General features: G+C 54.7%; 20 protein-coding genes and 1 rRNA gene. 18 read left to right on the plus strand and 3 right to left on the minus strand.

What is annotated here, in order from left to right; all coding sequences use genetic code 11:
* The first annotated feature begins 9 nt into the window (after positions 1-9).
* The 3 genes from rrf (at position 10) to WC184_00995 (ending at position 2,098) form a co-directional block, all read left to right on the plus strand.
* Positions 10-126 (plus strand): 5S ribosomal RNA (gene rrf / locus WC184_00985).
* Positions 127-215: 89 nt separating this feature from the next.
* Positions 216-1,091 (plus strand): hypothetical protein, encoded by an 876-nt coding sequence (locus WC184_00990; protein MFA7476452.1) that lies wholly within the window; start codon positions 216-218, stop codon positions 1,089-1,091.
* 5 nt (positions 1,092-1,096) lie between these two features.
* Positions 1,097-2,098 carry an MDR family oxidoreductase gene (locus WC184_00995; protein MFA7476453.1) on the plus strand — a complete coding sequence of 334 codons (1,002 nt, stop codon included), beginning with the start codon at positions 1,097-1,099 and terminating at the stop codon, positions 2,096-2,098.
* Between the two features lie 99 nt (positions 2,099-2,197).
* Here the strand turns inward: WC184_00995 and WC184_01000 are convergent, their stop codons facing one another.
* The gene (locus tag WC184_01000) at positions 2,198-3,394 is read right to left on the minus strand and encodes a DUF1015 domain-containing protein (GenBank protein MFA7476454.1); all 1,197 of its coding nucleotides are present in this window, start codon (positions 3,392-3,394) and stop codon (positions 2,198-2,200) included.
* A 55-nt stretch (positions 3,395-3,449) separates the two neighbouring features.
* Between WC184_01000 and WC184_01005 the strand changes: the two genes are divergently transcribed.
* The 12 genes from WC184_01005 to WC184_01060 all read left to right on the plus strand — a co-directional run bounded on the left by WC184_01005 (position 3,450) and on the right by WC184_01060 (position 17,027).
* Positions 3,450-4,223: an HAD-IIA family hydrolase gene (locus tag WC184_01005; GenBank protein MFA7476455.1), complete on the plus strand. Its 774-nt coding sequence runs from the start codon at positions 3,450-3,452 to the stop codon at positions 4,221-4,223.
* Positions 4,220-5,056 carry a TlyA family RNA methyltransferase gene (locus WC184_01010; protein MFA7476456.1) on the plus strand — a complete coding sequence of 279 codons (837 nt, stop codon included), beginning with the start codon at positions 4,220-4,222 and terminating at the stop codon, positions 5,054-5,056. Before WC184_01005 ends, WC184_01010 begins: the two co-directional genes overlap by 4 nt.
* A 5-nt stretch (positions 5,057-5,061) precedes the next feature.
* Entirely contained in the window at positions 5,062-5,898 is an 837-nt protein-coding gene (locus tag WC184_01015) for an NAD(+)/NADH kinase (protein MFA7476457.1), read from the plus strand.
* 36 nt (positions 5,899-5,934) lie between these two features.
* A complete protein-coding gene (gene recN, locus WC184_01020; protein MFA7476458.1) occupies positions 5,935-7,542 on the plus strand; it encodes a DNA repair protein RecN in 1,608 nt (535 codons plus the stop codon).
* Positions 7,539-8,708, plus strand: coding sequence for a putative cytokinetic ring protein SteA (gene steA / locus WC184_01025; GenBank protein MFA7476459.1), 1,170 nt, complete (start codon positions 7,539-7,541; stop codon positions 8,706-8,708). Before recN ends, steA begins: the two co-directional genes overlap by 4 nt.
* 3 nt (positions 8,709-8,711) lie before the next feature.
* Positions 8,712-9,914: a copper transporter gene (locus tag WC184_01030; GenBank protein ID MFA7476460.1), complete on the plus strand. Its 1,203-nt coding sequence runs from the start codon at positions 8,712-8,714 to the stop codon at positions 9,912-9,914.
* On the plus strand, positions 9,911-12,832 hold the full coding sequence (locus tag WC184_01035) for a glycosyltransferase family 2 protein (GenBank protein ID MFA7476461.1): 2,922 nt from the start codon (positions 9,911-9,913) through the stop codon (positions 12,830-12,832). The genes WC184_01030 and WC184_01035 overlap by 4 nt, the downstream gene beginning before the upstream one ends.
* Positions 12,833-12,834: 2 nt before the next feature.
* Entirely contained in the window at positions 12,835-13,722 is an 888-nt protein-coding gene (locus WC184_01040) for a hypothetical protein (GenBank protein MFA7476462.1), read from the plus strand.
* 62 nt (positions 13,723-13,784) lie between these two features.
* A complete protein-coding gene (locus WC184_01045; protein ID MFA7476463.1) occupies positions 13,785-15,437 on the plus strand; it encodes a CTP synthase in 1,653 nt (550 codons plus the stop codon).
* A complete protein-coding gene (xerD, locus tag WC184_01050; protein ID MFA7476464.1) occupies positions 15,418-16,350 on the plus strand; it encodes a site-specific tyrosine recombinase XerD in 933 nt (310 codons plus the stop codon). Before WC184_01045 ends, xerD begins: the two co-directional genes overlap by 20 nt.
* Before the next feature lies 1 nt (position 16,351).
* Positions 16,352-16,507, plus strand: coding sequence for a hypothetical protein (locus WC184_01055; protein MFA7476465.1), 156 nt, complete (start codon positions 16,352-16,354; stop codon positions 16,505-16,507).
* Between the two features lies 1 nt (position 16,508).
* A complete protein-coding gene (locus tag WC184_01060) occupies positions 16,509-17,027 on the plus strand; it encodes a hypothetical protein (GenBank protein ID MFA7476466.1) in 519 nt (172 codons plus the stop codon).
* Positions 17,028-17,067: 40 nt separating this feature from the next.
* Here WC184_01060 and trpS read toward each other — a convergent pair whose 3' ends face one another.
* Both trpS and galE read right to left on the minus strand, forming a co-directional pair.
* On the minus strand, positions 17,068-18,051 hold the full coding sequence (trpS, locus tag WC184_01065) for a tryptophan--tRNA ligase (GenBank protein ID MFA7476467.1): 984 nt from the start codon (positions 18,049-18,051) through the stop codon (positions 17,068-17,070).
* A gap of 25 nt (positions 18,052-18,076) precedes the next feature.
* Positions 18,077-19,093 carry a UDP-glucose 4-epimerase GalE gene (gene galE, locus WC184_01070; protein ID MFA7476468.1) on the minus strand — a complete coding sequence of 339 codons (1,017 nt, stop codon included), beginning with the start codon at positions 19,091-19,093 and terminating at the stop codon, positions 18,077-18,079.
* A gap of 35 nt (positions 19,094-19,128) precedes the next feature.
* On the opposite strand from galE, the gene WC184_01075 reads away from it, so the two are divergent.
* Genes WC184_01075 through WC184_01085 form a run of 3 tightly spaced genes read left to right on the plus strand, consistent with a single transcriptional unit; the run spans position 19,129 to position 21,180 of the window.
* Positions 19,129-19,908 (plus strand): segregation/condensation protein A, encoded by a 780-nt coding sequence (locus WC184_01075; GenBank protein ID MFA7476469.1) that lies wholly within the window; start codon positions 19,129-19,131, stop codon positions 19,906-19,908.
* On the plus strand, positions 19,905-20,471 hold the full coding sequence (scpB, locus tag WC184_01080) for an SMC-Scp complex subunit ScpB (GenBank protein MFA7476470.1): 567 nt from the start codon (positions 19,905-19,907) through the stop codon (positions 20,469-20,471). The genes WC184_01075 and scpB overlap by 4 nt, the downstream gene beginning before the upstream one ends.
* Positions 20,461-21,180, plus strand: a complete 720-nt coding sequence (locus WC184_01085) for a pseudouridine synthase (protein ID MFA7476471.1) — start codon at positions 20,461-20,463, stop codon at positions 21,178-21,180. Before scpB ends, WC184_01085 begins: the two co-directional genes overlap by 11 nt.

A 21,180-nucleotide genomic window follows, 5' to 3' on the forward strand; every position in this document is an offset into this window, starting at 1 on the left:
CCAACAGGTTTCGGTGACCATAGCAGTGGGGTCACACCCGTTCCCATTTCGAACACGGAAGTTAAGCCCACTAGCGCCGATGGTACTTGGGGATAGATCCCCTGGGAGAGTAGGACGTCGCCGGATTTCTTATTAACAGGGCTGTCGCATTGCGGCAGCCCTGTTTGCGTTTTGCGGCTTAAATTTCACTACAGCCGGTAGCTAGGATGATATGTATGGCCAATGACGACCGACGATCTGCTAAAGAGCCTGCTGAACCCCCCAGAACCTGGGGAGCTTTGGCGCGCAAGGGTGCATTCAGGCTCAGTGAAGATGTTCGTGATGCGGGTACTGCTCTGCCCGATGAGCGTATTCCAGATGCGTGGGTAGCTGAAGAGTGGCACGATGAGGGCCCAATTAGCGACCGAGAGTATCCGAAATCCCGGCGAGGGACGGCACGTCGTCGATCAGATGAAGCTTCGGTACAGGTGGATGTTGATGTTGCGGTGGCTGACCTAGTCAAACTGTTGGGCGAGGTTCGGGGTCAGCGTGCCGAAGCTCGTTTGCGCGAGGCTGCCGTGGCCTATGCCAATGAGCGTTACGGTGAAGCCCGTTCTATTCTGGTGCCGTTGGTGGTGGATGCGCCTTCTTCGGTGGCTCTGCGAGAGTTGTTTGGTTTAACTCTGTATCGGCTAGGCCTCTGGAAAGAGGCTTTGAAAGAGCTCGTGTTTGTTGCCCAAACCGGAGGCAGCCTGGTTCAAGCACCAGTGATTATGGATTGTTATCGTGGCTTACGTTTGTGGCATGAGGTAGATGATTGGTGGGCAAGGCTGCAATCACCGCACGTCTCTGCGGATACCCTAGGTGAAGGCCTAATTGTGTACGCCGGGTCACTGGCTGATCGTGGTGATTTAGCGAGTGCAACCGACCTGTTGCGAACTGATTTCAAACTGTCACGTAAACCAAGAGAAATCGATCTGCGGCAAGCTTATGTGCTGGCCGATTTGTATGAACGCGGTGGTGATGTGCCTTCAGCTCGAACCTGGTTCCGAAGAATTGCGGATCATGATGTTGATTATGCTGATGTCTTTGAACGTCTGAAGCAGCTTTAGATCGTATGATACTGCACACTGACTTTATTGGAATTGTATTGGAAGCTTCGGCTTCTGGTGTTAGTGCCAACCTGCGCATGATCGGTCAGAATGAGCTGCCTGATGGCGATATTACGATAAACGTTGAATACTCGACTCTTAATTTTAAAGATGGATTAGCGTATACCGGTGCTGCGGGCATTGTTAATGAGTATCCAATAGTTCCTGGTGTTGATTTAGCCGGAACGGTACTGGAGAGCAACGATTCGAGGCTCTCAGTTGGTGATCGGGTCACAGTCAATGGCTGTCGAATGGGTGAACGTCATTGGGGCGGTCATGCCCAGCGCGCACGGGTACCTGCTGGCTGGGTTGTTAAGTTGCCCGAAAATATTTCGACACGTACCGCGATGGGCATTGGCACCGCAGGGTTGACCTCCATGCTTTGTGTACTGGCGCTGGAACGCCATGAAGTGACCCCTGCTGGTGGCCCGGTGGTTGTCACGGGTTCTTCAGGTGGTGTCGGTAGTGTGGCGATCAGTTTACTATCGAAGCGGGGATACGAGGTTTGGGCTGTTACGGGACGTCCCGAAGAGGCGGCCTACCTCGAAAGATTAGGTGCTCAGAAAATCTTGGACCGTAGCGAGTTCAGCCAACCGGTGCGGCCGCTGTCTTCGGCCCGCTGGGCAGCTGGAATAGATGCTGTAGGTAGTCTTACCTTGGCGAATGTGTTAGCGGCCACGAAATACGGTGGGGTGGTGGCAGCGTGCGGTAATGCTCAAGGTATGGACTTACCGGCATCGGTGGCGCCGTTTATTCTTCGTGGGGTGACTTTGGTAGGGGTAGAGTCGGTGGAAACGCCCTTAGCCAAACGCATCGCGGCTTGGGATGCACTCTCGGAAAGTCTCGATCAAGAATTACTAGAAACAATGATCACCGAGGTCAAACTGGCTCAAGTTCCCGAGCTCGCCACACAAATTGTGAAAGGTCAGGTTCGCGGTCGAGTTGTGATCAATCTGCAAGAGAGCTGATCATCCAATCCGGGCTTCCAGGACAGAGGGCTAAGAGTTCACCTGGTTTAGTGGTTCGTGCCACATCCCTAAGCTCTCGTCCTATAAAATCCCTAAGTTCTAGTCGAGCAAACGGATAACCTGACCGGTGCGCGGCTTGGGATGAAAGAAGGTGCTCTTAGGTGGCATGCGTTCGCCGCCGTCAGCGGTTGCGGATATGGCGTCGATACCCACAGGTCGTACCAAGATTCCAGCCTGGGCTTCACCGCTGCGAACCAGGTCACGGATTTCTTCTACTCCGTGTTGATAAATCAATTCATGGGCTGGCAATTGTGCTAAGGCCGCGTCCACCCGGCTGGTGTCAAGATCACGCACAACATCGAAAGCACCTGGTCGTGGGCGTAAAATTCTGGCGGTGTTTGGCAACACCAAAACCAAAACACCTTCGCTGATCATGGTGTCTAGGGTGTGTGAACCAAGGTCAATTTCTTCTTCAATGTTGAACCAAGGCGCGAGGGCTTCCACCAGGTCGAAATCCTCGGGCAGACCATTGATCAAACGGTGAATTGGCAGCACCGTAAGTTCGCTTGCGACAAGTTCAACGACGTAGATCATGGCCGCTTCAGCCGAACCGGCGTTGCCGTCGTGGATCTCGCGCTGTTCATTCCGGTAGGCAACCGAAGTCTCATAACGATGATGTCCATCGGCGATCACAATCGGATGTCGACCCACTGCTGTTTCAATGGCTTGGATTCGAGCCGGATCAGAAATTATCCACATCGAGTGTTGGGTTCCGTCTTCATCCACCCAAACCGGGTCGTCAGAATGAGGCTCGCCAATGAGGGCTGTTAATCCATCAGCGGGTGTTAAACCCCAAATGCAGGACAGATTGGCACGACATGAGCGCAACATCTCTAAACGATCGCTTTTGGCTTTAGGTGTTGTGTGCTCGTGCGGCAGAATGTTGCCTTCGCCAGGTTCCGACAGGGTGAGCGCACCGATGACCCCGGTTGTATGCAGTGAGCGCCCCATCGAATCGGTAAAGGTCATGCGGTAGCCATAAAAAACGGGTTTCTCATCGGTGAGCAGAATGCCATCTGTTTGCCATTGCTCAAGCAGCCCGGCGGCGACCTCATAGCGCCCTTTACCGTTTTCCTCCATAGGCAGGTCAATCTTGACAATGTTATTGGGGTGACGATCTACCAGGGCTTGACGTGCTTTGTCATTAATCACGTCGTAGGGGGGTGCCGTCACGTCGGCCAATGAAACCTTGGCGGGGTTGTAGCGCAGACCGGCAAAGGGGGAGAAGGTGGTCATACTTTCAATCTTGCCAGATTGGGCCGCGAACCACCTAGGGCGGCACACTTGGTGAATGGGTTGGGTAATAGATCTCGACGGTGTGATGTGGTTAGCGAACACCCCTATTGCCGGTTCTGCCGAGGCCATTGCACAACTGCGCCAATCTGGCGAAGAGGTGCTCTTTGTTACCAACAACTCTTATTCCACCCGTGCTGAAGTGGAAGCCAAACTGGCTGAAACCGGTGTGGTTGCCCACGGTGCGGTGATTTCTTCGGCGATGGCGGCCGGTTCGTTGGTTGAGGCTGGCGAGAGGGTGTTCGTGTGTGGTGGCCCTGGAATTGTGGAGGCCGTTACGGATGCTGGCGGTGAAGTTGTTGGCGGCATTGTGGAGGGCACGATGCTAGCGGTGTTAACCAATATCGATGTGGTCGTGGCCGGCTTAACTCCGGCTTTCAACTATCAGATTTTGCATCAAGCAAGCAGTGCCGTACGCGATGGCGCACGCTTCGTCGCCACTAATTCCGACCCCACCTATCCCACTCCACAAGGCCTGTTTCCTGGCGGAGGGTCAATAGTGGCCGCCATTGAAACAGCATCGGGGCAGTCTCCTACATACGCTGGAAAGCCGCATGAGCCGGTAGCCAAGCTTATTCGTCAAGAGCTGGGATCTCGAGGGGTGGTAGTCGGCGATGTTCCATCGACTGATGGGCGCTTGGCACACCAACTTGGCTTTCGCTTTGGGTTGGTCTTGAGCGGGGTAACTTCCAACCCTGCTACGGCCGTGCCTCCCGCTGATTTTGTTGGCGCGAACCTGCAGGCCTTAGTGCGACAGGAGCTTGGATCATAGCTGCCAAACGTGTTCGCCGACGGCTCGACCGTGAACTGTTGCGCCGCCAAATGGTTAACGACCTAGCTGCCGCTCAGCAGTTGATCACCCAAGGTCGCATCACCGTAGGAGGTGCTATGGCTAACAACGCTGAGCGACAGGTGGCCGCCGATGAAGCTATTGAGATTTTGGCCTTACCAAACCGTTTTGTGAGCCGGGGTGGTGAAAAACTAGAGGCCGCGCTCAAGCAATTTGAGGTGACAGTTGAGGGACGGCGTGCCATCGACGTCGGCGCATCAACCGGCGGATTCACCGATTGCTTGTTGCAACATGGTGCCACGAAGGTGACCGCCATTGACGTTGGCTATGGACAATTGCATGAACGGCTGCGTGATGATCCCCGGGTGCGAAACTATGAACGCACCACCTTGCGGGACCTTGATGTGGCGAGCGTCGGAGGACCGGCAGACGTGGTGGTCGCAGATTTGTCGTTCATCTCGCTGCGATTAGTGGCGGCAGATCTTGAGAGGCTTGGCACAGCCAACGCCGTGTGGCTAATTTTGGTGAAGCCCCAATTTGAAGCTGAACGTCAAGAAGCCGATCGTGGGCGTGGCGTCATCCGCGACCCCGCTATTTGGGAACGTGTTCTGCACGAGGTCAAAAGTACCTTCGCTGGCTACGGCCTCTTTGTGGGAGGGGCTATGGTTTCACCTATTACTGGTAAGGACGGAAACACAGAATTCCTCGTGAAACTTACTCGCAGCGAGACCTTCCTCGGCGACCAACATATTGAATCGGCAGTGGCATCCGCCAAAGCGTCGACGTCAACTCCTTTGCCAGCAGAGGGAGTTTAGATCTGGTGTCAACTGTAGGAATTGTGTTACACACCGAACGCCCTTTGGCCCGTACTTTGGCGCGTGAAGCACGAGAATGGTTAATAGCCAACGGTCACGAAGTACGATTTCCGGCTAACGACGCCGCATTGGTCGGCGTTAGCGAGGCTTGGGATGAAACCAAATTCGGTCACGGCCTGAACCTTATTCTAAGCATGGGTGGAGACGGAACGATGCTTCGGGCGTTGCGGTTAATCTCACCCCACGACGTAGACATTTTGGGCATTAATGTTGGTCGACTGGGGTATCTGACCGAGGTTGAACCCGCCGGCATGGTCGAAGCGTTGGAACGGTATTTCCAAGGCGATTACAAAATTGACGAACGCATGCTGTTGTCGGTTTCGAGCCCCGAGGTGGCAGAGCTAGCACTCAACGAAGCTGTTGTTGAAAAAACGGCGAGTGGTCACACCATTCGCCTGGGCGTCTATGTGAATGGTGATTTTTTCACTAACTACATCACCGATGGATTAATAGTGGCCACCCCAACTGGCTCCACTGCCTATTCGCTATCTGCCCGTGGACCGATCGTGGATCCGAGCCATCAGGCGTTGATCCTCACCCCAGTAGCACCACACATGCTTTTTGATCGCTCGCTAGTGCTGAACCCTAATACCGAGATCATTATTGAGGTCGGGGATGGACGTCCGGCCAGTCTGTCGGTTGATGGGCGTAGCGTGGGAGTTTTCGAGCAAGGTCATAGAATCTATTTTCGAACATCCCCTCACCGGGCACGCTTGGTGAATTTTGGTTTACGCGAATTTCATGCCATCTTGAAAGACAAGTTCGGCCTGAACGAACGCTAAAAACCCGTATATGGCTTATGAAATAGCAGGTTCAGAATGCTAGTTGAGCTGGCGGTACGTGACCTCGGGGTGATCTCCGAACTGCAACTTGTATTCCACTCGGGTATGACGGTACTCACCGGTGAAACCGGTGCTGGAAAAACACTGCTGATTGATGCCATCGAACTTTTAGTTGGTAGTCGTAGCGATCCAGCCTTGGTGCGTAGCGGTGCAGAGGAGGCCTGGGTTGAAGGCCGCTTTATTCTCGATGGTGAAGACGTAGGTGGCGATGAGGTAGAGGTGGTTTTGGCTCGTGCCGTGCCGAGGGTCGGACGATCGCGGGCCTATATCAATGGTAATTTTGCCTCGGTTGCTCAGCTGCGCGAATGGGGCGAACGCTTAATTGATCTACACGGCCAACATGCGCATCAGTCGCTACTTTCGACCGCGGCACAACGCCAGGTGCTTGACCGTTTCGCCCAAATCGACCTCACCCCGCTAAACGATGCTCGCCAAAAGGTAGCTTCAATCGAGCGCGAAATGGAGGCTTTAGGTGGTGACCCTCATGCCCGAGCCCGTGAGATTGATTTGCTTCGATATCAGATTGAGGAGCTTGAAGCGGCCAATCTGGTCGATGAAGACGAAGAATCGCGCCTAGAAGCCGAAGAAGACGACCTGAACAATGTGGTGGCACACCAACAAATAGTGGAATTGGTGGCACAAGCCCTTGCCAGCGACGGAGGGGCCCTAGAGCAGGTGGGAGAAGCTATCAGCGCGGTTGCAGGTGAGAGCCGATTCAAAGAGGTGGAAGATCGCTTGCGGGGCTCTGCGGGAGAACTAGCCGACTTAGTTCAAGAAATCCGTAACCTTGGCGAAGCCTTGGAACCCAACCCACAACGCCTGGAAGAGCTTCGCCTTCGACGAGCTTTGTTACGTGACTTGCAGCGCAAATACGGCGATTCTTTGGCCAAGGTCATGGCTTTTCACCAGGAGAGCCAAACCCGTCTTGATGAACTTCTAAGCCATGACCAAGCCATCGCAACCTTGTCACAATCTTACGCTGAAGCGAAGGCCACGCTGGCCAAAGTGGAAGCGTCCGTAGGTGAGCGTCGCCGTCTTGGCGCGGCACCACTGGCCCTCTCTATCGAGTCGCATCTGAGTGAATTGGCGATGCCAAAGGCACAGGTTTTTGTTGCCGTCGGTGCTGAAGATCCAGGTGACGCAATTGAATTTCAGATTGCCGCTAACCCGGGCCTAGCGTTAGCCCCACTTACCAAGGTGGCCTCGGGTGGTGAACTCGCTCGGATCATGTTGGCAATTCGTTTGGTGTTAAGTTCTGGCCCCCCGGTTTTGATTTTCGACGAGGTCGATGCCGGCATTGGCGGAGAAGCCGCGGTGGCTGTGGGACGAGCACTGGCGGCGCTGGCACCACAACGCCAGGTGATGGTGGTAACCCATTTGGCCCAGGTGGCCGCCTATGCTGATTGGCAAGTGAAAGTAGCCAAGTCTGAGGACGGAAACACCACCGTTTCACAAGCGGTAATGCTTGAAGCCAACGAGCGAGCGGCCGAACTGGCAAGAATGCTCTCGGGCGATGGTGCTAGTCAGGTTGCGCTTGCGCACGCCGAAGAGCTGTTGGAACGCGCCGGAGATTCGCGCCGGTGAGTCACCCTCCGGTCCCGCCCGCGGCCAAGCGCCGTCGTTCCCATCGTCGTGAAAACCTGGTTGTTACTGGTCCTGTCCGAGCTGGGAAAAGGACCAAAGAGTTGGTCAGTCGGATTCAACCCGGTGACATTGCAGTCATTGATCATCAAGATCTCGATCCAGTGGCCGCTGAATCACTCCTTTTGGCTGGAGTGAAAGCAGTAGTTAACGCGGCGGCATCGGTATCGGGCCGTTACCCCAATCGAGGCCCACTTATTCTGGCATCGGCTGGCATAACGATTGTCGACCGAGTGGGTAGCGATGTACTCGACGCGTTGTCAGACGGCGAAGCTTTAATACTTCGTGGCGGTGATCTTTACGTTGGAGATCGCTTTATTACCCGTGGTATTCCCCAAACAGTTACCACCTTGTCGGCTGCTATCGACGAGGCACGCCAGACCATGGGTGTCGAACTGGTTCGTTTCGCGCAAAACACCCTGGGTTATCTCGAAAGTGAAAGCCACTTACTTCTCGACAATCTAGAAATTCCTAGACTGAAGACCGATTTCGCTGGTCGGCAGTGCCTAGTGGTGGTGCGAGGCAGTGACTATCGTGACGACCTCGAAATGTTACGTCGTGGCGGCTACATGCAGGATTTTCGACCGGTTCTGGTGGGCGTCGACGGTGGTGCCGACGCGCTCTTAGAAATGGGTTTGAAGCCCGACTTGATTATCGGTGACTTCGATTCAGTGAGTGAAGAAGCACTACGTAGTGGTGCCGAACTTGTTGTACATGCCTACCGCGACGGTCGAGCTCCTGGTGCTGCACGACTAGACAACTTGAAGTTGCCCTTCGTCACGATTGCTTCGGAGGGCACCAGTGAAGATATGGCCATGCTGGTGGCCTGGGAGCTCGGGGCCGAGTTGATTGTGGCCGTTGGAACGCACAGTTCGATGAGCGACTTTTTGGATAAAGGTCGCGCGGGCATGGCATCCACTTTTTTAGTGCGGTTAAAGGTGGGGCCAATCTTGGTCGATGCTAAAGGCGTTTCGCGGCTTTATCGACAGCAGGTCCGTAAACGTGACCTGCTCTTCATGGTGATAGCGGCAATAATCACTATTGCCGTGATCTTTGTGGTGAGCGAACCGTTACGCCTAATCATTCGCGGCTATCTTCTCACTTTCTAAATTATGATAAATCTGCGCTACCACATTGTTTCTATAACCGCGGTGTTTTTAGCGTTAGCGATTGGTATCGCTCTCGGCTCGACGCTGCTTGAGCGCGCCACGGTTGGCACGCTCAATGACCGCCTTGACGCTCAGGCGGAACGCTTGGACAAAACTGATGGTGAAAACGCTCGTTTGCGACGAGATAAGGAAGCCGAGGCCCGCCGCCAAGCCGAAGTGTATACCCAGGCCCGGGCGCTTTTCGCCGGTCATCTTACCGACCAGGTGGTACTAATTGTTGCCGTTCAAGGCACCGATGATGACTTGGTAGAAGAGGCCCGCTCGGCGTTGGTGGCTGCCGGTGCCGTTGTCCCTGGGGTGCTGCAGATTTCGTCGCGCTGGAATGGTTTGAGCGCCGATGAGGCTATGTCTTTGGCCCGGGCGGTTGGGCTTACCAGTGCCAACGAAACGGTGGTGCGTTCAATCGTAATAAACCGCTTGGCCGATGAGCTGGGAGCGGCCGCAAAACTGCCGGCCGCGTCCGAGGAAGGCGAGAGCGACGAACTTGGCGAGGTCGATTTGGAAGGCACCGGTAGTGGTGATGATTCGCCGACCCCAGATGGTGCCGCTGATGGGGCGGGACTACCCAATGATGTATTGGGCTTGGCCGATGCAGAGGTGATAGGAACAACCGGTGAAGAGGTTGGCCCTGAGCAGGACCTTGAAGCTCAAGCCCAAGCCCAGGTAGATGGCGATGCCGATATCGTGACAAATCCGGAAGCACCGACCCTCCAAGCACTTCTAGACCTTGGCTACCTAGAATTCTTTGGCGATAATTCAGCGGTTCCATTACCAGCGTTCAACATGCGCATGGTGATTCTGACCGATGATTCGAGCTCGTTGTCACCATCTCAATTCATGACGACCCTCGTCCGAGGGTTAAGCCGTGGTGGTGCAGCACCAGCATTGATTGTGGGCCCCTTAAAAGAAGAGGATCATGAAGGCGATGAAATTCCTGTTTTGAGCGCTTCGGAGGTCATTGTCGAGATTCGTAGCGACAGTGCTTTACGAGAACGTGTTTCTACTGTGGACAATCTGAATGAGTTCACCGGGCAAGCTGCTTTGGTGCTTGGTCTTCGAGATCTATTTGGTGATGATGTCAAGATTGGCCATTACGGCCGGGCACCAGACAGTGGTCTCATGATTCCTCAGCTGGGTAACTCATGACCACGATCGCGATTGTCCCGGCTTACAACGCTGCCGCCGGGGTGGGCCACACGGTGGCCGCTCTACGTGAAATCACTACGATCGATCGTATTTTGGTGGTTGATGATGCCTCAAGTGACAACACCGCCGAGGTGGCGCGTGCAGCTGGGGCTGAGGTGGCTGTTTTACCCTATAACCAGGGGAAAGGTGGCGCCGTTTTAGCGGGAGTGGCTGCGAGTCCTGATGCTGATGTCTTCCTGCTAGTCGATGCTGATCTACGCGGCACAGCTAGTGAAACGAGGCGCTTATTAGATCCGATCTTGGCTGATGAAGCCGACCTGGTCATCGCCGTGTTGCCACCAGCGGCTGGTCGTGGCGGGTTTGGCGCTGTCAAGAATTTGGCGCGGCAGGGGATAAAGACGGCCAGCGGTTACGATGCACGATCGCCGTTGTCGGGCCAGCGTGCGATAAGAGGGCCGCTTCTGCGTCAACTTGCTGATGCCGATCGGTTTGGGCTTGAAGTGGCGATGACGATCGATGCGGCGCGCGCCGGTGCTCGTATTGTTGAAATCGAAACTGAAATTGAACACGACCACACCGGGCGTTCCCTTGGCGGGTTTCGTCACCGTGGTCAACAAGGGCTTGATATTTGGCGTTCACTCTGGCCGCGAATTACTACAGAGCGTCAGCGGATTGGTGCCATTGGTCTGATTACCATGTTGCTGTTGGGCCTCATGTTGTGGTCGGGCACGCGCTGGGCACCCACTACTAGCCCTTTGGCGGCTACACCCAAGAATGTGGTGGTGTTTGGCTTTGCTCCCTTTGACTTCACCGTTATGGGCGGTCCTGAAACGCCGGTTCTTAATAGTTTGCCTGAAAAAGGGGCACTTGGGGCCATGACCGTTCGTACCTTGGCACGGCGACCAGCCATGGCTGAGGGCTATTTGAGTTTGGGGGCGGGGGCTCGACTGCGTGCTTCTGGCAATGCTGCCTTGGCGTATCCGGTGAATGAAATCTTGGATGAGATCACCGCTGGTGAAACGCTAAGTGAAATTACCGGCGAGGTCGCAACCGGCGAAATTGCGGTGGTGGGTGCTGTGAACTCGGTACGAGTGAACCAAGGTGTTGAGGTGGCGTCGCCGCCGGGCGCTTTGGCCAGCGTGTTGTCTGAGGCGGGCCTTGAGACTGCGGTGGTGGGTGTTGCCGATCGCAGCCTCGATCCTGAACCCGAACAAATCGAGCGTCCTTTGGCTCTGGCGGCCATGGACGAGAACATGAACTTGGCGGCCGGTAATATCGACCCCGCTGAGCTTTTGGTTGAAGACGTCAATGCTCCTTTCGGCGTGACATCAAACCACCAAGCCATGCTCGCTGCATTAGACGCCGCGTTAGATGAAGCAGCAGTGGTCTTTATCGATCCGGGCGACTTGCAACGGTCGGCTCGCTATAGGCCAACGGTGCTGAGCGACGTTGCTGATGAAGCTCGCTTGCAAGCCTTGGCCAGTACCGATGCTCTGCTGGGTCAGGTTTTGGATCAAGTGGGGCCTGAGACTCTGGTACTAGTGGTCGCGGTGACACCCATCGGCGGGTTTCGTCTGACGCCCGTGTTCGCGGTTGGCGATGGGGTTCCAGCGGGCACTTGGATCACCTCTCCCTCGACAAAACGCACCGGCTTATCAGCCATAACCGACATAGCGCCGACCATCGTTTCAGCGTTAACCGGCAACAATCCGACCAGCTTTCCCGGCAACCCACTTCGATACGAAAGCGGCCCGGTCAATCTTGCTGAGCTGGAACAATATGATCGCGATACTATAATTCGGGAACGCACCTATTATCCGCAGGCGCTGGTGTTTATAACTATTCAGGCTGTTATTTACGCTGGTGCTCTGCTGGTCCTTTCTACCCGTCGAGACGACCAGCGCGCCAATAGAGCTACCCGCTGGTCTGTTCTGGCGGTGGTTTCCTATCCGGTGGCTACTTTCTTAGTTAAATTCATTCCAAGTGCTACCCAGCACGTGGCTTTGCCGACGGCTCTGGCAGTGCTGTTTTCGATGGTCATTGCCACCGTTTCGATTCGACGACGTGGCCATCCCTTGGCAGCGTTCGAAGTGGTACTGGCCCTGACAGTGGCGGTGCTTCTCTTTGATGCTTCCACAGGAACCAAACTGCATCTGTCGAGCTGGCTAGGATATTCGCTCCACAGTGCAGGCAGATTCTATGGCATGCCAAACACCACTTTCGCGGTCTTCGGTGCCGCTACGATTTTGTTGGCCAGTTCATGGGTTTATCGGGCCAAGCGACGTCACGAAGCGCTCTTTATGGCCGCCGCCTTGTTTTTCTTGGTCACCGTGGCCAACGGTTTACCATTCTTGGGCGGTGATGTGGGCGGCATCATCACTTTTGTACCGGTTTTCACCTTGACCCTTATGGTCTTGGCGGGCGGACGTTTAGGCGTGCGAACCCTATTATTGGTTGGGTTGGGAACCCTGGTCGTGCTATTGGCAGTAGCCGGTTTAGATCTGCTTCGCCCGGAAGAAAATCGTACCCATTTGGGACGCTTCGCGGCCCAGATGTTAGACGAAGGTTTTCAACCTTTAGTGCAAACATTTCTACGGAAGCAGGCAGCTAACTTTCGAATTTTCCGTGTTTCAATCTGGACTTGGATGATTCCTATTGTGGTTTCTTTTGCCCTGTACTTATTGGTATGGGCTCGTGGCTGGACGAAATTGCTGCCCTTGGGTTCTCCACTGCGGGTGGGGGCAATATCGGTTATGTCGGCAGCCCTCTTAGGTTTTATTGCAAATGACTCAGGACCGGTAGTTATAGCATTGTTCTTGGTATACCTTTTAGCTTACTTGGCAACAGTATCGCTCGATGTCGTTGATCATGATCTACCAGTGGTGGTTCACGGTCCTAGAAGGTCGTCAACGGTGTAGCAATGGCACTACTGTTTGCGTTACTTATAACCGGATGCCTGTTCAGTTTTAGTGTATATGTTGTTGTAAAAGATATTTTTGCTAACCCCATTTTAAGCCGGACTAATGTGAATCAAAGGCCGGTTGCTACCGCAGGTGGTTTGGTATTTATCGTTGCGTTAGTGCCCATATGGCTAGTAATTGCATGGCATGAACGCTCTGGCTATCAGATTCTCAGTGGTGAATACCTGCAGGCGGTATTCTTGGCCACAGGCACCGTTGGCCTCTTTGGTGTCTTGGGCTTGATAGATGACCTATTGGCAAGTGGCACCGAGCGAGGCTTTCGAGGTCATCTTGGTGCTCTTCGCCGCGGACAGCTCAGTACCGGTGCGCTAAAGCTCGTTGCGGGTTCTATGGGTGCGTTGGCCTTGGCGGCGCTTTGGTCGAGTGGCTCGTGGTGGCGCATATTGCTTAGTGGGGCAGTGGTAGCTTTGGCTGCCAATCTGGCCAATCTTTTTGACCGTGCTCCAGCACGGGTAACCAAAGTGTCAACGCTTCTTACCGTGGCAGCGGTCGCTATCAGCTTGGTGTTTTCCGCAGGATCGCTGCCTGAACCACACGCCGCGTGGGGTGCGGCGGCGCTAGTTTTAGGCATGTCTTGGGGATTGTTGGTACCCGAGCTTTCTGAAAAGGTTATGTTGGGTGACACTGGCGCTAATCCACTTGGTGCCACCATTGGTTTGACGGCGGTTTTGGTGGCACCAGCGGCCATTGAGTTGGGTTTGCTGGTTGTCTTGCTGGGCTTGAACCTGGTTTCTGAGCGGGTGTCTTTCTCGAAGATCATTGCCAAGAACAAGCTGCTCAACAGCTTCGACATGTGGGGCCGCAACTCCGGAGCACCATTTTCATAGCGTCTGAGTGACGCCAGTTGGCTCCATTGCGTTAAGATGAACTCCCGTCCTAATACTCACGGATGGAGGCCTGCGTGACGAAGCACATCTTCGTAACCGGTGGTGTTGTAAGTGCTCTAGGCAAAGGTCTCTCGGCGGCCTCATTGGGCCGCTTGTTGAAGGCTCGTGGCTTGCGAGTAACCATGCAAAAGCTCGACCCCTACATAAATGTAGATCCGGGCACCATGAACCCTTTTGAGCATGGCGAGGTGTTTGTTACCGAAGACGGTGGCGAAACTGACTTAGATTTGGGTCATTACGAACGCTTTATTGATGTAAACCTGACCAAAGCCTCAAACGCTACCTCGGGTAAAATTTATTCGGCAGTCTTAGCTGCTGAGCGGCGTGGTGATTATATGGGTAAAACTGTGCAAGTAATTCCCCACGTCACCGACGAGATTAAACGTCGTATTGCTCAATTAGACGCCGAGGATATAGATGTTGCCATTACTGAGATTGGCGGCACCGTTGGCGACATTGAAATTCTGCCCTTCCTGGAAGCCATTCGACAATTTCGACTAGACGTAGGACGCGACAATGTTTGCTACGTTCATGTGACTTTAGTGCCTTATGTCGGGCCGGCCGGTGAACAAAAAACAAAGCCCACCCAACACTCTGTGACTGAGTTACGAAGTCGAGGCATTCAACCCGATGCCATTGTATGCCGTTCGGAACGGGCCTTAAGCGATGACCTAAAGCGGAAAATCTCGAATTTGTGTGACGTTCCGGTGGAAGCAGTTGTGAACGCTGCCGACGCTGAAAGCCTCTATGAAATTCCCTTGGTTCTCCGGGACGAGGGTTTAGACGACTATGTGTGCCGACTCTTGGGATTACCCGAGGTGGAACCTGACCTAGATTCCTGGGAAGAACTACTAGAGCGGGTTCGAGGCACTACCAAGGTTCTTCGGGTGGGAATCGTAGGCAAATATGTAGCGCTGCCCGACGCCTACTTGTCGGTTGTTGAAGCGTTGCGCCATGCCGGCTTTGTACATGGAGCCGACATTTCAGTCGACTGGATCCAGGCGGAAGAGGCTGAAGGCCTGTTAGCTCAAAGTCGCCTAAGTAGCCTCGATGCCATAGTGATTCCCGGCGGATTTGGCGAGCGGGGTAGCGAAGGCAAAGTTTCGGCAGCCGGGTTCGCAAGGGAACACAAAATACCGTGCTTGGGCATTAGCTTGGGCATGCAAGCCATGGTCATTGAATACGCACGCAATGTCTTGGGCTTAGAAGGTGCAAATTCCACCGAATTTGACCCTGAAACGCCGTATCCGGTGGTCGATCTTTCTGAAACCGGGTACGACGGTGCCGCTTTTGAAGGGGTTATGCGCCTCGGTGCTCAACTGAGCGAACTCGTACCTAATTCCGCGGTCGCGAAAATGTACGGTAAAGCAGTCGTGAGCGAACGCCATCGTCATCGCTACGAGCTGAACCCCAAACTTCATCACTATTTCACCGAGAGCGATCTGATCTTCTCGGGAAGTTCGCCCGATAGTCGATGGGTAGATTTTATCGAGCTTAAGAACCACCCTTACTGGGTTGGATCGCAAGCAAATCTAGAGTTCAAAAGTCGCCCCGATCGTCCCACCCCATTGTTCGAAGGTTTAATCCGCGCCGCGGTTGAGCGTGCTCAAGCCGCCGGTCGAGGACGAAAGACCGTTGAGTCTGCCCAAGGTTGAACTGCCGCTGCCTATGGAGGAGTTCCTGGGCTGGTTGCGGGTAGATAAGGGCCGTTCCAGCTCTACAATTTCGGCTTACCGCCGTGACCTTAGGGCCTATCAAGCGTTTTTGCTGAAACACAACCTGAAGTTGGTGGCGGCTAACACCGATGACGTCAACCGCTATATCGAAGGGCTTCGCCAGAGCGGTTTAGCCCCAGCTACACAGGCGCGCCGGGTAGTAGCAGTGCGAGCCTTGTACCGTTTCTTAGCCGACGAAGAGGAAACATCGATCGAGGTGGGCACCGTTGATTCACTGAGGGTTCCGCGTGGGTTGCCCCGAGCCTTGAGTGAAGAACAAATCTCTACGTTGCTGAACATGGTGGTTGGTGATCATCCAGCGGCGTTACGCGACCGCGCCATTTTGGAAGTGCTCTATGGAACTGGAGTGCGAATTTCAGAACTAGTGGGTCTCTCACGGGGTGATATTGACCTTTCGGAAAGGCGAATCCGTGTTTTCGGAAAAGGCTCCAAGGAACGGGTGGTGCCACTGGGAAGCTTGGCTCGAGAAGCTTTGACGAGCTGGCTTCAAGTCGGTCGAGCGGAAATGATTCCTGCCAAAGGCCAGTTTCGACATGATGTGGAAGCGGTTTTTCTGAACGCCAGAGGGGGTCGTCTCTCGCGTCAAGGTGCCTGGGGAGTAGTTAAGAAATATGCTCGAGCCGCCGGTTTGGACGACGTAATTTCACCCCACGTGCTTCGACATTCTTGCGCCACCCACATGGTTGACCACGGTGCTGACCTTCGTGTGGTTCAGGAATTGTTGGGTCACTCATCAGTGAGCACAACTCAGGTGTATACCCTGGTCTCCAATGAACGCTTATGGAAGGTTTATGAACAAGCCCACCCAAGGGCCCGAGGCGCTGACTTCTAGCGTGTCTGATTCGTCTCCCTCAAGCGAGATCAACAACGCCGAATTAGCCAGCGAAATCACCGTAGCGCTTGATGAAATTGAAGTCGCCTTAGAACTTCTTGAGACTAATCAAGGCCCCGATGGTGACGGTACGGTCGACTTAGCGCTACGCAACTGAAATGCCTTCTATTACGCATCTTGCCGGACGTTTTTTCGGCTCATTGAGGGCCCGACCACTAAACGAAGCGGAAGCACAACGGGTCACAGAGTGGCTGAGCCCTACGGAGATGGTGCTCTGGCGTCGGATGTCAAAGGCCGACCAACGCCACGCCTTTGGTGTTGCTAACACCGTGTCAGATGTTCTAGGCACCGCTATTACTACCCCCATCGTGCGGGCAGCTTTGCTTCATGATGTGGGCAAAGTTGCCGCCGACTTGGGTACCTATGGACGGGTTATAGCTACGCTGTCCGCCAAGGTGGCGGGTTATGAGATGGCATCTGTTTGGGTGTCGAAGCGAGGCTTTACACGCAAGGTCGGTTTATACCTCGAACATGATCGCGTAGGAGCCGACATGTTGGCTATGGCTGGCTCCGACGAGTTGGTGGTTGCTTGGGCACGTGAGCATCATTGGGCTGAAGATCGCTGGAGCGTGCCCCGCGAAATTGGCCGGGTGCTTCGAGCCGCCGACGGGGACTAAGCATTTTCTCCAACGGGGGACCCCCGGTGCGTCAAAAGCCTCAGGAGCGGGGGAGAAGGCCTACCGCTTCTCGGGCGCGAATGATGACAGGGGCGGCTTTTTCACTGGCCGCGGCTGCTCCGGCTAACAAAACCCGCATGACTTCGGCCGGGTCATCAGCGAGTTCGTAGTAACGCTTTTGCACTGGTTCCAAGACCGCGATTACGGCGGCGGCGGCATCGGCTTTTAACGGCCCATATTGGGTGTAGTGGCTGGCTAGGGCTTTCGGGTCAGCGTCGGTGGCGGCCGCCAGAATTGAGAGCAGATTAGAAACTCCGGCTTTGTTCTCTACGTCGTAGGCCACCGTGGTTTCATTATCGGTTACGGCGCGGCGGAATTTGCGTTCAATCACCTTTGGTTCATCTAACATGCCCACCGTGCCTTGCGGCGACTCCGCCGATTTCGACATCTTCTTGGTGGGATTTTGCAAATCCATCACTCGGGCGGCGGCCACAGGAATTATGGCCTCTGGTACGACAAAGGTCTCGCCATAGCGAGAGTTGAAACGCTGGGCCACATTCCGGGCTAACTCGAGGTGTTGACGCTGGTCATCGCCTACCGGCACGCGTTCTGTGTCGTAGGCCAAAATATCGGCGGCCATTAAGGCCGGGTAGGTGAAGAGCGCCGCCGAAATGAAATCGGCTTGGGCACTTTTGTCTTTGAACTGAGTCATACGGCTGAGCTCGCCAAAACTAGCGGTGCATTCCATCAACCAGGCCAGTTCGGTATGGGCGGGAACGTGACTTTGCACAAACAGCGTGACTTGGTTGGGATCAAGACCCGAAGCCAAATACAAACACGCCATTTCAATGGTGCGTCGGCGCAGGCTGGCTGGGTCTTGGGGCACGGTGATGGCGTGTAAATCAACGATGCAAAACAGGGCATCGTCGGAGGCTTCTTCACGAGCGAAGCGCCGCAGGGCGCCTAAATAGTTGCCTAAATGCAGGTCGCCGCTCGGTTGAATGCCAGAAAAAACTCGTGCCATACCATGATGCTAGGCCGTTGGTTGTCTATGAGTTATATCCATCCGGGTTGTTACGCTGCCAGCTCCACGCGTCGCGGCACATGTCGTGCAAGTTGCGGGTGGTGTGCCAGCCAAGCTCGGCGCGAGCGAGCGACGGATCGGCGTAGTAAAGGGCAATGTCACCCGGGCGCCGTGGCGCTATTTGGTAGGGGATAGCGATCTGGTTGGCTTCTTCGAAAGCCTGGATGACTTGCAACACGCTGTGGCCTTGACCACTACCCAGGTTCCAAGTGTGATGTCCGCCGTGTTTTGTGAGGTATGCCAGTGCTACTTGGTGGGCCTCGGCCAGGTCCATCACATGGATGTAATCGCGTACTCCCGTGCCATCAGGGGTGGGGTAGTCATTGCCAAAAACGGCTAAGTATTCCCGCTGACCAGTGGCAACTTGGGTGAGGAATGGAACCAGGTTATTAGGAATTCCCCGCGGATTTTCTCCAATACGGCCTGAAGGATGGGCCCCCACAGGGTTGAAATAACGAAGTGCAGCAATTTGCCAGCGAGGGTCGGCATGGTAGAGGTCGGCCAGAATTTCTTCAATCATTAATTTGGTACGACCATAGGGGTTAGCTGCTCCCAGTGTGGCGCTTTCCGGTAGTGGTTGCACCGGGTTTTCGGCGTAAACGGTGGCCGAAGATGAAAATACCAAGGTGCGACAGCCGTGGGCCGCCATAGCCTTGGTCAGCGACAAGGTAGAGCCCAGGTTCACCTGGTAGTAGCGCTGCGGGTCGCTTACCGATTCGCCCACCGCTTTTAGCCCGGCGAAATGGATTACCCCGTCGGGCTTTGTTTCCTCGAACAGCCGGTCAGTCGCCTTTTCGTCAAGTAGGTCTAAGCGGTGGAACTTTACCTCTCGGCCTGCCAACTCGCTGATACGCCCAAGGGCACGCAGATCGCTGTTCGAAAGATTGTCAACAATCTCAACCTCATAACCAGCTTGAGCCAAAACCACGGCAGTGTGAGAGCCGATGTAACCCAAACCGCCAGTAACAAGAACCTTCTCCATGGAGTCCTTTCGTGCTGGCAAGCTATCCTGCGCAGGTGGCTGTTGCGGTACAAACCGAGGTCTTTGATGGACCCTTCGACCTTTTATTGCATTTGATATTACGGGAACAGGTCGATCTTTACGAAGTGTCGCTCTCGTCGATTGTGGATGCCTACCTGGCTGAGCTCGACCGAATGGTCGATCGAGACCTAAATGTCATGACCGAATTCCTCTTAATCGCAGCGACCCTGGTCGAGCTGAAAGCGCGCCGGTTGCTACCCGGCCAAGTTGGGGTGGAACTCGACGATGAGTTGGCGCTATGGGAAGAGCGTGATTTGTTGCTCTCTCGGCTCTTAGAAGCCAAGACCTTCAAAGACGCTTCAGCGGTGCTACAAAACCTTGAGATGCAAGCATCACTTAGCGTGCCTCGCCTGGCCGGTATGGAAGAACCATTCCTGAATCTGATGCCAGATCTGTTAACAGGCGTGTCGGCCAATCAACTGCGAGCTGCTTATTTGCGGGCTATCGAACCCAAGCCAATTCCTAGGGTTCAACTGGATCACGTGAGCCCTATTCGGCTCAGCGTTGCTGATGCGGTAGTGGAACTGCTAGATGAGCTTCCCCGAGTTGGGACCATCAGCTTCCGCCGTCTCACCATTGGCTTGGTAGAACGCCTGGAGGTGGTAGTGCGGTTTCTGGCGGTCTTAGAGCTATATAAACAAGGCTTGATTGACCTACAACAACCCGGCACTTTTGGTGAAATCTCAGTAACCTGGGCGCCGCTCGACGATACGGCAAACGCTAATTTGGCCCAGTTAGATAGTTACGAAGGATGACACACTTAAAACCAGCCTTGGAAGCACTTTTGATGGTGAGTGACCAGCCCTTATCAGCGGAGTTGGCGGCTTCCGTATTGGAAACCAGCTCCCAAGAAGTTGACATGCTAATGGGCGAACTGGCCAATGAATATGCCCAAGACAAGCGTGGCTTTGTTTTGGTGCAGGTGGCTGGTGGATACCGGTATCAAAGCCACCCGGCGCAGTCGGCTTACATCGAACGCTACGTTCTGGAAGGCCAGTCAGCGCGGCTATCGGGGGCGGCTTTAGAAACATTGGCGATTGTGGCCTACAAACAACCCATTTCACGAGCCCAGGTTTCGGCTATTCGCGGTGTCAGCGCTGAAGGAGTGATGCGCACCCTCACCCAGCGCGGCTACGTCGAAGAGCTAGGTCGAGATGATGGGCCAGGCCAGGCGGTGCTTTTTGGCACTACTTCGCTGTTTTTAGAGCGTTTGGGTTTGAACTCATTGGACGATCTGCCAGCGTTAGGTGATTTTGTGCCCGGGGCCGATGTGGTTGAAGCACTTGAACATGGCCTAATGGTGGAACGTGGAACCTGAACGTCTGCAAAAAGTACTAGCGCGAATAGGTCTTGGTAGCCGCCGGTATTGTGAAGAGCTGATCGAAGATGGCCTCGTCACCGTGAATGGTGAGGTGGCTATTCTTGGCGCCCGGGTAGATATCGACGTTGACCAGGTGGAGGTGGATGGCGTACCGGTTGGAGTGAAACCTGGTTTGGTTTATTACTTGTTAAACAAGCCAACTGGCGTGGTTTCCACAGCTTCTGACACTCGTGGCCGGCCGACAGTGGTGAGCCTGGTGCCCGATGAGCCGCGAGTTTTCCCGGTGGGACGACTTGACGCGGATACCGAGGGATTGTTGTTGATCACCAACGACGGCGATTTGGCTCATCGCCTCAGTCACCCCTCATTCATGGTGGACAAAGAGTATCTAGCTGAGGTCGAGGGTCAACCTTCGCGTGGTGTTATGCGTACCCTCCGTGAAGGTGTTGAGCTTGATGATGGACTAACCGCTCCAGCGCAGGCTTCGCTCTTGCAACCTAACTTGGTGCGCTTGATCATCCATGAAGGCCGTAACCGTCAGGTACGGCGCATGTGTGCGGCGGTGGGACACCCCGTGAAACGACTGGTGCGGGTACGTATTGGACCGCTTCGCGACACCAAACTGCGCCCCGGTACGTTCCGCCATTTGAGTGTGGAAGAAGTTCGAGCCTTGGAACGTTACCCCCGCGAGAGCGGTGCGAACTAG

This window comes from Acidimicrobiia bacterium (assembly GCA_041676705.1).
Classification (GTDB): Bacteria; Actinomycetota; Acidimicrobiia; order Acidimicrobiales; family SKKL01; genus Actinomarinicola.